Below are 12,468 nucleotides of genomic sequence, written 5' to 3'. Positions count from 1 at the left end.
TTAATAGCAATCCATATTACTGGACAGTGAATGGGGTAATTCGCCCTTTTAATTTTGTTAACTCGGTCAGTTCGCCAAGGGATTTTTCTAAACGAGCCTTTTGCAAATCAGGCCCCACAAACACTTTAGTTAACTTGCCACTACTGGTTTGAACCGGTCGGGTAAAAGCGCGATAGCCAGCTTTTTCTAACTTCTCAAGTAATTCCTGCACATTTTTTTTGTGTCTAAACGTCCCCAACTGAACAACCCAGCCGGCTCCTTCAAGTAAAGCCTTTTCGTAAGCGTGCGTGCTCGATGCTGTGACAGGCTTTGTCTGTGGCTCTGAATTTTGCACGGGTGCTGTATTGGCTAATTGAGCAGCCACATCAGCGTCTTCCTGACCTTTGATATCGCTTTCTTGTACTGCTGCATTGCCAGACGTGTTGTCGTCGATAGCATTGTCTTCAACTATTTCAATGTCTCTTGAGGTGAGACTGGCAAGATCCTCAGTAGAAAAACTGCCTGGACGTTGCACGGTTTTCACCGCTGGACGTTCTGGCAATTCAACAAACAGTTCTTTTTCGCTTTGGGTTTTACCGCCCAATAAATCCGGCAAAAAAATAACAGCGATAGCCACAATAATCACCGTACCAATTAATCGATTTTTTAGCGCAGAGGTCACTCGTTATTTCCTTTATTTGATAGCTTAAGAATGTCTGATACGGTAAAAAAAGAACCGAATACAACAATCAAGTCTCGCTCTTGCGCCAAAGCCTTCGCTTTTTCAAACGCCTGGCAAACCGTGGAAAATTCTAGCACTTTTTGTTGCTCGTCTAACACTGATTTAATATCCGCAGCGGCAGCACCTCTTGGTACATCTAAGCCGCCCAACATCCAGTGCGCATTTAAGTTTGAAAAATCCGCTAGACTCGAGCGAATATCTTTGTCTTTCAACATACCCGCAACTAAGTAAAGCCTGTCGTAATCAAGCTTACGTATTTGCGAAAGTAAATAACCCGTGGCTTGAGGATTATGGGCGACATCCACCATAATGGCAGGAGAATATCCGATATACTGACATCGACCAGGTAGTCTGGTGTCAGTGATCACATTAGCCAAATCCCCTTCACTTAAGTCCAGCTTTAGTAGTTGGATCACCTGCAAGCCAGTAGACACGTTTTGTGCAGGAATATGCGGGATGGGTAATTGCGCGTAACTAAGCTGATGATTGCTCCACACCATATAATCATCTGCTAGTTGATAATCAAAATCCACATGCTGCCAAGATGCCAGTGCGCTGTGCTGAGAAACAGCATCAAGCAAAGCTTGGTATTTCACAGGCTCACCCACCACTACGGGAATATTGTCACGCATGATGCCGGCTTTTTCTGCAGCCACTAGTTCTTTGGTATCACCTAGGAAATCTTGATGGTCCAAATCGATACTGGTGATCACTGCAATGTCAGGCGACACCACGTTCACTGCATCCAAACGCCCGCCTAAGCCCACTTCAAGTAACGCGATATCCACATTGGCATCGTGTACAAGTTTAAGACCTGCTAGGGTACCAAACTCAAAATACGTAAGAGGAATATCCCCCCTAGCGCGCTCGACGGCTTGAAACGCTCGGCAGTGGGCTTGCTCACTCCCATCGATACCGTTAATGCGCACTCGTTCAGTGTACTGAATCAGATGAGGTGAGCTATAAACTCCAACTCTTTTGCCTGCTGCCAAGCAGGCTTGTTCAAGAAATGCGCAGGTGGTGCCTTTACCGTTAGTACCGGCAACAGTGACCACGGTTTGCTTTGAAAAAGAGATATTGAGTTGCTCAAAGACCTTGTTCACTCGCTCAAGGCCCATTTCGATATTCTTAGGATGTAATGCGCTGAGGTGGTCAAGCCACTCATTTAAAGACCAGGCCTCAAAACTAGAGGCCTGTATAGAAGATAAATTTGTCATTTATGTGCTGAAATTTTATGCCTGTTGATGATGCAACTTAGATAACATACTGTGCAAACGATCGCGCATTTCGCGTCTATCAATAATCACGTCAATCGCACCTTTCTCTAATAGGAACTCACTACGCTGAAAGCCTTCAGGTAAGGTCTCACGTACGGTTTGCTCTATCACTCTAGGTCCAGCGAAACCAATTAACGCTTTAGGCTCTGCTACGTTAACATCACCCAACATGGCTAAACTGGCTGATACACCACCCATAGTAGGATCCGTCATAACCGATATGTAAGGCAGGCCTTTCTCGCTCATTTTCGCCAATGCAGCACTGGTTTTTGCCATTTGCATTAGTGAAAGCAACGCTTCCTGCATACGCGCACCACCACTGGTAGAGAAACAGATAAGTGGCATGTTGTGTTCTAAACAGGCCTCAACCGCTTTCACGAAACGCGCCCCAACTACTGACGCCATAGACCCACCCATAAAGGCAAACTCAAACGCAGCAACCACTACCGGCATACCTTTTAATTTACCTTGCATGACCACTAAAGCATCTTTTTCATTTGTGGCTTTTTGCGCAGCAACTAAACGATCTTTGTATTTTTTGGAATCTTTGAATTTCAGTAAATCTTTCGGTTCAAGTTCGCTACCTAACTCGGTACGTTCACCTTGATCTAAAAATTGATTCAACCGAGCACGCGCGGAGACACGCATATGGTGATTACACTTAGGGCATACGCCTAACTGTTTTTCTAGCTCAGTCTTGTATAGAACCGCATCACACTGTCCACACTTAGTCCATATACCTTCAGGTACATTACTTTTAGTGGGTGATTTTGTACGCGGTAATATCTTTTCAATCCAACTCATTAATTTAAACCTTCTTTGGCAATCATATCGTTGTTTTTATTGAGGATATGCAACGACAGATGCAACGATTAATTTTCTAGGCACATTCAAACCGTATTAAAACACAGTTATTCAAAGTTACGAAAATAAAACTGGTCTTAGAAGTCATCCGCAAGGAACAAAGGCCCCATTTTCAGTTTTGGCAGTGCAAACGTTTCTGGATACGTAACGTGCACTAAATACAAACCGTTTGGTAGCGCGGTAATACCGGCTTGCGTTCTGTCTTTGACCTCTAATAATTCGTCTACCCACTCCACTGGCTTTTCTTTATGTCCAATAGCCACCAAAGTCCCCGTAATGTTACGCACCATATGATGTAAAAAAGCATTGGCTTGTACATCAATCACAATATAGTCGCCCATACGCTTAACGCGAATATGGGACATGGTGCGGGTCGCTGTTTTCGCTTGACAGTTCACTGCTCTGAACGAGCTAAAGTCATGTTTACCCACTAATTTTTGTGCGGCTTCGTGCATCAACTCATGATCAAGATCACCGTAGATATGCGTCACGCCATTAGCCAAAATACCGCTGCGCAACGTGTTGTTATAGATGATATAGCGATAGCGCCTGGCAGTAGCAGAAAAACGTGCGTGAAAATCCTCAGGCACGGCTTTTACCCAACGCACAGATATTGTATCTGGCAAGTAGGTGTTGATACCCAGTGTCCATGCTCTATCAGGGCGCTGGCTAGTCGTCTCGAAATGGACCACCTGCCCTGTCGCATGCACACCCGCATCAGTGCGACCTGCACACACAACGCGGATAGGTTCGTTAGCAATACGCGTCAAGGCTTCCTCTAAGTGCTGCTGTACACTTATGACTTCATTTTGCCTTTGCCAGCCATGAAAGCGGGCACCATCGTATTCAACTCCTAACGCTATTCGCATTTAACTACTTACCTCTTTAAAAAATTGCTGTGTATTCTAAAACAGAAAACAGTAATGTGTTGCACTAACTTTGCGCAATCCCCTCTCTTTTTTATAAAAATACAACCACGTTCCCTAAAAACAAAAAAGCGCGAATAACAATATTCGCGCTTACGGGGCAATCCATTACTTACTTATTTATTTAATTAGCCATTAGTCATGCTTAAAGTCAGTAGAGTGCAAATCATGTTTCTTCATCAACTTGTGTAAATCAGTGCGATTACGACCGGCAATTTCAGCGGCCCGAGTAACATTCCCGTCGGTCATTTTAAGCAGTTTTAGCAGATAACTCTGTTCAAAAGCATCTCGCGCTTCGGTGAGCGTTGGCCATTTTTGCTCAGACGTCGACAGTGCTTGTTCCACAAGGTGCACTGCAATCACTGATGTTTGTGTTAATGCAACGCACTGCTCAACCACATTGACTAACTGGCGCACATTGCCTGGCCACAATTCAGTGGTCAACAGTTGCATGGCGTCATCAGAAAAACGGCTGACGCGCACTTCATGGCGCTCGGCGCTTTTCTTAAGTAGGTAACGAGCCAGCAAGGGAATATCTTCTGAGCGTTCACGCAGCGTTGGCAGCGTTAAGTTCACAACGTTTAAGCGATAATACAGATCCTCACGGAAATTCCCTTCACTCATTTCTGTTGCAAGATTTTTGTGAGTTGCCGAAATAATGCGAACATCAACGGGTATTTGTTTGCTGCTACCCACAGGACGAATAACTTGCTCTTGCAATGCGCGAAGTAATTTAACTTGCAACGGCGTTGGCATGTCACCAATTTCATCTAAAAACAACGTCCCACCATCTGCTTCACGAAACAAGCCTTGATGTTCATTCACTGCGCCAGTAAAGGCCCCTTTGGCGTGTCCGAAAAGTTCAGACTCAAGTAGGTTTTCAGGCAAAGCACCACAGTTGATCGCCACAAACGGTTTATTCGCCCTTTTACTGGCTTTGTGAATGGCATTGGCCAATAACTCTTTACCCGTTCCACTTGCCCCGCTGACCAACACACTGACGTCACGTTGCGCCACTCGGTGGGCTTGGTCCAACAACTGCTCCATTTGCATGGAACGCGTGATAATTTGCTCACGCCAAGCACCTGTTTGCGAGCCTTGGCTTTGACTCACCGCTTTGGCTAATAAGTCACGCAACTCGGTATGATCAATCGGCTTGGTAAGGAAACCGAAAACTCCTCTTTGGGTCGCCTCAACCGCATCTTGGATTGTGCCGTGGGCTGTCATCAAAATAACCGGCAGGTCTTTGCCCAAGGACATAATTTCTTCAAATAAACTTAAGCCATCTAATCCTGGCATTCTAAGGTCGCTTAATACCGCATCAAAATTTTGGGTATTCATCAAGCGCAGCGCTTCTTTGCCGCCTTCTGCACTTTGCACACTATAGCCTTCACCTTCTAAGCGAATAGCCATTAACCGTAGTAAACTTTCGTCATCATCTACGAGTAATATTTGTGGCTTTAACGACGCTTCAACTTTACTCACTTAGGATCTCCTTTAGCGTTATCCATAATTGACGCTTCGATTTTTAATAGCTGCTCAATTTGATTTCGCTGTTGTTCAATTTGCAGTCTTTGTTGATCAACCAACTCCTGCTGCTCTTCAATTCGAGTGGACTGGCCACCGTTAATCTTACTTAATGTCACCACCGCTGATTCTGACTCAAGCAACACCTGACTCGGGTGGTAAATCATGACACTGAGCATGTCTTGCATGCCCCCATCAAATTCTTTTATCAGGCTCAGCGCCCATGACTGTGATCGCAACTTGTCTTGGTAAGGAGTATCTTTGCCCTGACAAAGTAATATTTTACGTAGTTGGTCTTGGGGGCTATCGGACAACAGAGCAATCTCTGCTTTACGTTGAGCCCATGTCATCTCATCGCCATCGAGCCAATAATTAAGCCAATAATGAATGTCGCAGTTTTTTTCTACGGACGCATCTGGCGTTTGGTATAGACAATAGTTTCTCTCGTGTAGTACTTCTTGGCGTTCAACATTCACATTATTTTCAGGTACCAATTTACACCCAGCCAAACTCAAAACGAGCAAGCTTATCCCTGCTTTAATTATTATCGCTTTCATTACTTTTTCTCAGTTAAGGGGATTGAAACGCGAAAGCACACATCCGCATAATCCACGTCGACAATTTCAACTTTCCCTCGCATCATACGCGCACAATCGGCAACGATCGACAACCCTAGCCCAGAACCAATAATACGGTCATTGCGTTTTCCCTCACCGCGATTAAATGGCTCGAATAAAATAGCCCTTTGTTCAGGTGATATTTTTTGCCCGCGATTTGAAACGTCTAACACCTGAACATGTTTTTCTTGGTATAGCTTAATATTAATTGGGCGGCCCTTGCTGCCATGGGCAATGGCATTTGACAGCAAATTGTCAAGAATACGCCTAAATAAGTTGGCGTCGGCGTACACTTGCGGCAACTCAATTTTCGTTTCCAACTCATGGTTGTTCTGTTGCAGTGCTAGGCGGTTGTCTGTAATAAAACCTTCCATCAAAGTGGATGTTTTTAACCACTGAAAATCAGGCTTTGCCTGCTGCAGTAGTAAGTTGTAATCAAGCAACTGCATGATTAAGGTGTTAAGGCGGTCTGTACTGCTATTAAGCAAAGACATCACTTCCATTTGCCGATCGTTGAGCTCTCCAACCACTTGCTCAGTTAACAGTGAGCAGCCTTCTTTAATGCTCGCCAGTGGCGTTTTCAACTCATGAGACGCATGACGCAGCAACGCGTGGCGTAAGTGCTCTAGCTGGGTTAGCCTATCTGAAAGGCGATGTAGTTTGCGTTCAACTAGGATCAGTTCCTTAGGCCCCGAGTTAGAAATTTCAGGTAATTCGTCTTCTTGCAGCGAAATGGCCTGAATAACATGCTCCAATTTTCGTACAGGGCGCAGAATCAGCTGACTGCCAAAAATGATCAGTATCAAACTAATACTCACCAGCAAAGCCGTCAACCATGCTTGCGTTTGCTGAACTGAACTTACGTACGCTTGACGTTGTTTGATTCGGTCGTCGAGTAAAGAGTCCACACTCGCTCCCAACTCAGTCAACGCTCGGCGAAATTCAGCTAATTGCGCATCAAGTAGCAATTCATCGCTCAACCTGTCGTAACTTCGAAACCACGTAAGGCGGTCGCTCAGCACGTTACATTCCCGGGAATTATCAAGTTTCACACATAGGCTACCGAGGGACTCAGTAAAGCGCTGAACGTATTTATCTGATAGTTCTTTCAACTCAGGTTTGTCTAACACGTGGTATTGGCGGATGAGTCGCTCAATATCCACTGAGAAACTTTCCAAGTTATTAACCCGCCGAACCATAGCCACTGAAAATTCAGCTTCGTTGGTGGCGATTTCTCCCATTCTGCCTAACGTAATCTGGCTATGCCATAACAGCACCACCAAAGGGACGAGCACAAGCGCAAAACTAACTAACGTAAGCTGGCGTAACGATCCAAGTTGCATTGGCAATCCTAACAATCTATTCCTTCCTAATTCGCCAGCATAATAACAAAAGGTGATGACACAAGGCAGTAAATATCATGGGGGTAACTGCCAATCCACTGTCAACCGGTATGGTTAGTTTATCCCACCACCGTGGGAACGCCTGACATGCACACTCGTGAGCTCATGACGGCTGATAAGGCCATCACCGTTGATATCTATTCGACTAAAAGACTCTAGAATAATTGGATCTGCCACCGCTTCTTTGATGGATATCTCTCCATCGGCGTTTTTATCCAAACGTTGTAAAATGTCATCACCTGACTGATGTGGAATAGCCAAAGCAAAGCTACTCGAAAGAAGAAGAGAAAAGGAAATAGAACGGGAAAACGTAAGGGCGAGTTTCATAACTTTAATATCCGCAGCACCAAGGCAGTCATTGGGTTCGTTGAAAATACAAGTGGCATCCGTGCCCAGCAATTAGCGCAGCTCGTGAGCGTAGCTAAGAATAACAATAGCCATTAGTTGCAAACGCCATCGCAGCCAATAACAGTATCTGTATTGACTATTACTATTCTCACCGTGCCCACTATCCTTGCAAAAATACCCGAGGAACCAGTCGGGAAAAGCACGATTACGCCTTTGGTATAACAATAATTGAGCCACAAATTAATAATCCATATTAATCAATTGGTTAACTGGATTTTTGAAATTATTCTTAGAAGATAAAATGCAATAATGTCGCAAATTTAAGACAGGAACCATGAAAGTTTTCACAGCCCAAATACGATGCTGTAAATTCGAACAGCGCGGATGGTCTATAAGCGCTTAAAGGTGTCTACTATCAGCAACACCCAGCGCTATAAGTTTATAGTTCGCCTGAAGCGGTAAGTTTACTTTTAATAAATTGGCTATGGGGTATATATAGCAAATCAGCTACTCGTCTAATCATGTGCTCTTCTTCAGGGTCAAGCATGTCATCCGAATAGGCTATTTTCCATAAGCCATCGATGATGCCACGTTTCTGCTGCACAGAACTGGTCGCGTTGATCACCCGCGTAAACTGAGAGAAATCAGTTGCCTGTGATGCCTTTTCTTTAGTCAATGCAAGCAGCTCGTTCAACTGACTGTCATCAAGGGAAAAATGAGAACGTAATATGTGCTCGTAAGCGTGTTGCTCCTGAGCACTAAAATCACCGTCAGCCCGCATCAGCTCATATAGTAAAACGGCTGTCGCAACTTCTTGTGAGCTCCCCTGACCTGACGCCTCATTTTGACGAGTCTTCTCTTCAAACCAATTTACTAATTTTGTAATCATAAACACTTCTCATAAGCTAAGCCTTGCCTGTATATCTATTGATTATCAGGCAGAAAACAAGGGGACATACATCAAGTCGCGATAAACAGTAGGCTTTAGGCGTTGAACACCACCAGATGTTTCAGATCTAAGCGAATACCAATATGCTCACCTAGCGCGTGGTCGTGATGACTCGGCGCTAAACACAACACTTTAGCGCTTGGGTCATCATTCAACGCAAGCTCATAAAGTATATGCGCGCCTTTGAATGCGCGTGACAACACCATGGCTACATTAGGACTGCTGTCGTCATGAATTATATCATCAGGCCTAACGAGCACATCTAAAGTATGCGAATCAGAAAATAAGCGCGTTTGTTCATCCGTTAAAGCGAAAACACCTAGCATTGTTGAGACACGGCTGCCGTCAACCACCTTTGCACGCAGTAAGGTGCCTTGCCCAATAAATGCTGCAACAAACTTGTCCACTGGACGATGATAGAGTTGATAGGCTGTCGCCCACTGCAGTAATCGCCCACCCTGCATGACCCCTATGGTATCAGCCATGGCGAACGCTTCATGCTGGTCGTGGGTGACCAACAATGCACTAGTGTCTTCATGCTTAAGGATGCGCCTGATATCTTGCGCTAAGTCTTCGCGCAGTTCAGCGTCGAGGCTGGAAAATGGCTCATCAAGCAGCAATAAATCAGGCTCAACTGCCAGTGCTCGTGCCAAAGCGACTCGCTGCTGCTGGCCGCCAGACAAAGAGTGAGTGTATCGCTCGCTGATATCCGGCAGCCCTACTAGGGCAAGTAACTCATTCACCCGTCGGGCTTTTTCTTGAGGTGTACAGTTGTGCAAGCCAAAGCCAATGTTCTGAGCCACATTCAGATGAGGGAAAAGTGCAAAATCTTGGAACACTACCGCCACTTTTCGTTTATCTGGGGCGATATGAGTGCGCACGCTGGCGACTTCAGCACCTCTTAACTGAATGTTCCCTTGGGTGACAGGCTCAAAGCCTGCGATAGCGCGCAAAATCGATGTTTTCCCACAGCCTGAGGGGCCCAATAAACAGCCGATTTCCCCGGCGGATAACGAAAAAGACACGCCGTTGACCACCGTTTTAGTGTCATAGGCGACATTGATACTATGTAAACTAAGCATGTGAACTCGACTTGTGTTTGGTTGACTCCAGCGCCCGTGTTAACAATATGACGGGAAGTAGCCCAACCATAACAATAGTGATAGCAGGCACCGCTGCATCTTGAAGTCTCTCTTCTGAGGCTAATTCAAATGTGCGAACGGCAAGTGTATTAAAATTAAAGGGCCGCAATATAAGCGTCGCTGGCAATTCTTTTAGTACATCAACAAATACTAACAATAAAGCACTTAGCACACTGGCCCGTAGTAAAGGAACATGCACCTTTTTGAGTACCGAAAAAGAAGACAAGCCCATAGAGCGTGCTGCATCATCCATACTGGGTTTTATTCGCTGCAAGCCCGCTTCAACATTATGCATAGCGACAGCCAAAAAGCGCACAGAATAGGCGAGCAATAGCGCAACCAATGTGCCAGAAAAGATTAACCCTACACTGGTATCAAACCAGGCCTCCGTCAGTGCGTTTATCGCGTCATCTGCTGCGCTTAACATCAGCATAGCGCCGATAGCAATAACGGTGCCTGGTATGGCATACCCTAAACTTGCCAGCTGGACTTGGCTATTGAGTAGCCAGTGACTGCGTAGACGCTTAGCATAAGAAAATAGCAATGCTAAGCTCACAGCGATAAGCGCGGCGCTCACCGCCAAATAAAAACTGTTCCATATTAAAACCACAAACTGAGCGTCAATCTGCGAGGTAGCTCGCTCTGCCGCCCAAATGATGAGCTGAGCACACGGGACAATAAACCCCAATGAAACAGGAATTAAACACGCCACCACAGCCCAAAAACTCTTGATGGGAGACAAATTGATACGTTTCACACTTTGTTGTTTTTGCCCCTGATGAAAATAGCGTAACCGGCGTCTAGAGTGCTTTTCTATCAGAAGTAGCACTAACACAAAACTTGTCAGCACAGCTGCCAATTGCGCAGCGCCTATCGCATTCCCCAAGCCATTAAAGGTGCGAAAGATTCCCGTAGTAAATGTGCTTATGCCAAAGTACTGGACGGTACCGTAATCAGCAAACGCTTCCATCATAGCAAGCGCCGTTCCGGTTAAAATGGCAGGTCGCGCTAAAGGAAAAGCGACTTTACAAAAATAAGCAAAGCCGCTTACGCCCATACTGCGGCTTGCTTCATAAAAACTGGCCGATTGTTCACTAAAAGCGGTGCGCCCAAGCATGTAAACATAGGGGTATAACACCAGTGATAACATCAATATAGCACCGCCCACTGAGCGCACATCAGGGAACCAGTAATCGTGATAGGTCCAATTGAAAAACGCACGCAGCTGCGTTTGTAACGGCCCAGCTACATCTAGCATACCTGTGTAGGTATACGCCAAAATGTAAGCAGGCATTGCCATGGGCAAAAGGATCAACCACTGTAATGCCCCCCGCCCAGAAAACTCATATCTCGCGACCAACCACGCTAAGCTGGTCCCCACAAGTAATGTCAGGGCGCCAACACTGAAAGCAATTATAAGCGAGTGATAAACGTAGTCACTGAGTACAGTGTCGATTAGGTGTTGCCATAAGGCTTTTTGCGGGATGAATATGCTGCTAAAAATTAAAAGAACCGGCACTGCCAAAAGTAAACTAAAGGCAGTAACGGTCCATAACCAAGGCTCGCGCCAAAGACGGGTTTTCAAATCAAGGGATCTAATGCGAAGAAAGCTAGTGGATTATTTCCAGCCTGCTTTATCCATCAGCACAACCGCCTGGCGATTTAACTCCCCTACCTGTGACAAATCGATATCTTCAGCTTTGAAATCGCCAAAGGTCGTTAACACCACACTTTGCTCTACATCGCTGCGAAGAGGATATTCATGATTAGTCTTTGCGTACCACTCTTGGGATTCTTCTTGAAGCATAAAACTCACGAGTTTTTGCGCAGACGCTGGATTTGGCGCGTATTTGGTGATTGCTGCACCAGAAATGTTAACATGAGCACCACGGTCTTGTTGATTTGGCCAAATCACCTTTACTTTACTGGCGGTGTCACGTGTCGCCTCGTCACCATCACTGGCCATGCCGGCCAGATAATAGGTATTGGCAATGGCTACATCACATTGGCCTGCTACCACTGCTTTAATTTGATCTCGATCCCCCCCTTTTGGTGTGCGTGCAAAATTCTTCACAAAAGCGTTTAACCAAGACTGAGTTTGCTCTTCACCAAGCTGTGCAATCATAGCCGCAACCAATGACTGATTATAAATATTACTTGAAGAGCGTACGCAAATTCTGCCTCGCCACTGCTCATCGGCTAAGTCTTCAATACGAGTTAACTGAGCAATATCAACACGCTCTGGAGCCACCATCATCGGGCGAGCCCTTAGGGTAAAGCCTATCCAATTGTTGTCTGGGTCAATGTAATTTGGTGAGATTAAATCTTTGAACTCATCAGTTTGAATGGCTTGGGTTAAACCTTGTTCTTTCGCTCGGTGAAGTCTGCCTACATCTGTCGTAATCAGAATATCAGCAGGGCTGTATTTACCCTCACTTTTTAAGCGCGTAATAAGGGCATCCGCTTTACCCGTCACTAAATTTACTGAGATACCAGAGCTGGCACTGAATTTATCCAAGAGCGGTTTGATTAACGCCTCTTTTCGGGCTGAGTACACATTGAGTTCTTGCGCTTCGGCCAACGCACTCATCGAAATACAACTAACTAAACCAACCAATTTAAGAAATCGTTTCAAACTCATACCCTGCATAAATAATATTTTAAGAATGGCCACCAGCCTAACCTAATTGAGAA

General features: G+C 45.3%; 12 protein-coding genes. All 12 read right to left on the bottom strand.

Annotation, left to right across the window (positions count from 1 at the left end; all coding sequences use genetic code 11):
- Nucleotides 1-16: 16 nt before the first annotated feature.
- The 12 genes from AC0L6N_RS06010 to AC0L6N_RS05955 all read right to left on the bottom strand — a co-directional run bounded on the left by AC0L6N_RS06010 (nucleotide 17) and on the right by AC0L6N_RS05955 (nucleotide 12,409).
- Nucleotides 17-661, bottom strand: coding sequence for an SPOR domain-containing protein (locus AC0L6N_RS06010; RefSeq protein ID WP_473479828.1), 645 nt, complete (start codon nucleotides 659-661; stop codon nucleotides 17-19).
- Nucleotides 658-1,938 carry a bifunctional tetrahydrofolate synthase/dihydrofolate synthase gene (folC, locus tag AC0L6N_RS06005; RefSeq protein ID WP_473479826.1) on the bottom strand — a complete coding sequence of 427 codons (1,281 nt, stop codon included), beginning with the start codon at nucleotides 1,936-1,938 and terminating at the stop codon, nucleotides 658-660. Before folC ends, AC0L6N_RS06010 begins: the two co-directional genes overlap by 4 nt.
- 15 nt (nucleotides 1,939-1,953) lie before the next feature.
- Complete coding sequence (accD, locus tag AC0L6N_RS06000) at nucleotides 1,954-2,802, bottom strand: acetyl-CoA carboxylase, carboxyltransferase subunit beta (protein ID WP_473479824.1); 849 nt, start codon at nucleotides 2,800-2,802, stop codon at nucleotides 1,954-1,956.
- A gap of 137 nt (nucleotides 2,803-2,939) precedes the next feature.
- Nucleotides 2,940-3,731 carry a tRNA pseudouridine(38-40) synthase TruA gene (gene truA, locus AC0L6N_RS05995; RefSeq protein WP_473479822.1) on the bottom strand — a complete coding sequence of 264 codons (792 nt, stop codon included), beginning with the start codon at nucleotides 3,729-3,731 and terminating at the stop codon, nucleotides 2,940-2,942.
- A 192-nt stretch (nucleotides 3,732-3,923) separates the two neighbouring features.
- Nucleotides 3,924-5,273, bottom strand: coding sequence for a sigma 54-interacting transcriptional regulator (locus AC0L6N_RS05990; protein WP_006994077.1), 1,350 nt, complete (start codon nucleotides 5,271-5,273; stop codon nucleotides 3,924-3,926).
- Nucleotides 5,270-5,872 (bottom strand): hypothetical protein, encoded by a 603-nt coding sequence (locus AC0L6N_RS05985; RefSeq protein ID WP_011574433.1) that lies wholly within the window; start codon nucleotides 5,870-5,872, stop codon nucleotides 5,270-5,272. Before AC0L6N_RS05985 ends, AC0L6N_RS05990 begins: the two co-directional genes overlap by 4 nt.
- Nucleotides 5,872-7,275 (bottom strand): sensor histidine kinase, encoded by a 1,404-nt coding sequence (locus AC0L6N_RS05980; protein ID WP_473479818.1) that lies wholly within the window; start codon nucleotides 7,273-7,275, stop codon nucleotides 5,872-5,874. Before AC0L6N_RS05980 ends, AC0L6N_RS05985 begins: the two co-directional genes overlap by 1 nt.
- A gap of 114 nt (nucleotides 7,276-7,389) precedes the next feature.
- Nucleotides 7,390-7,662, bottom strand: a complete 273-nt coding sequence (locus tag AC0L6N_RS05975; protein ID WP_473479816.1) for a hypothetical protein — start codon at nucleotides 7,660-7,662, stop codon at nucleotides 7,390-7,392.
- A gap of 460 nt (nucleotides 7,663-8,122) precedes the next feature.
- The gene (locus AC0L6N_RS05970) at nucleotides 8,123-8,572 is read right to left on the bottom strand and encodes a tellurite resistance TerB family protein (protein WP_473479813.1); all 450 of its coding nucleotides are present in this window, start codon (nucleotides 8,570-8,572) and stop codon (nucleotides 8,123-8,125) included.
- 95 nt (nucleotides 8,573-8,667) lie between these two features.
- Nucleotides 8,668-9,714, bottom strand: coding sequence for an ABC transporter ATP-binding protein (locus tag AC0L6N_RS05965; RefSeq protein ID WP_473479811.1), 1,047 nt, complete (start codon nucleotides 9,712-9,714; stop codon nucleotides 8,668-8,670).
- A complete protein-coding gene (locus tag AC0L6N_RS05960; protein WP_473479808.1) occupies nucleotides 9,707-11,359 on the bottom strand; it encodes an ABC transporter permease in 1,653 nt (550 codons plus the stop codon). Before AC0L6N_RS05960 ends, AC0L6N_RS05965 begins: the two co-directional genes overlap by 8 nt.
- Before the next feature lie 33 nt (nucleotides 11,360-11,392).
- Nucleotides 11,393-12,409, bottom strand: a complete 1,017-nt coding sequence (locus AC0L6N_RS05955) for an extracellular solute-binding protein (protein WP_473479805.1) — start codon at nucleotides 12,407-12,409, stop codon at nucleotides 11,393-11,395.
- Between the last annotated feature and the right edge of the window lie 59 nt (nucleotides 12,410-12,468).

This window comes from Paraglaciecola sp. G1-13 (genome assembly GCF_055809255.1).
This window is presented reverse-complemented; position numbering and strand designations above follow the sequence as displayed.

Bases quoted from the DNA above. Each gene is read 5' to 3' on its own strand.
- AC0L6N_RS05970 (WP_473479813.1), bottom strand. From the start codon at position 8,572: ATGATTACAAAATTAGTAAATTGGTTTGAAGAGAAGACTCGTCAAAAT.
- AC0L6N_RS05975 (WP_473479816.1), bottom strand. From the start codon at position 7,662: ATGAAACTCGCCCTTACGTTTTCCCGTTCTATTTCCTTTTCTCTTCTT.
- truA (WP_473479822.1), bottom strand. From the start codon at position 3,731: ATGCGAATAGCGTTAGGAGTTGAATACGATGGTGCCCGCTTTCATGGC.
- accD (WP_473479824.1), bottom strand. From the start codon at position 2,802: ATGAGTTGGATTGAAAAGATATTACCGCGTACAAAATCACCCACTAAA.
- AC0L6N_RS05980 (WP_473479818.1), bottom strand. From the start codon at position 7,275: ATGCAACTTGGATCGTTACGCCAGCTTACGTTAGTTAGTTTTGCGCTT.
- folC (WP_473479826.1), bottom strand. From the start codon at position 1,938: ATGACAAATTTATCTTCTATACAGGCCTCTAGTTTTGAGGCCTGGTCT.
- AC0L6N_RS05985 (WP_011574433.1), bottom strand. From the start codon at position 5,872: ATGAAAGCGATAATAATTAAAGCAGGGATAAGCTTGCTCGTTTTGAGT.
- AC0L6N_RS05965 (WP_473479811.1), bottom strand. From the start codon at position 9,714: ATGCTTAGTTTACATAGTATCAATGTCGCCTATGACACTAAAACGGTG.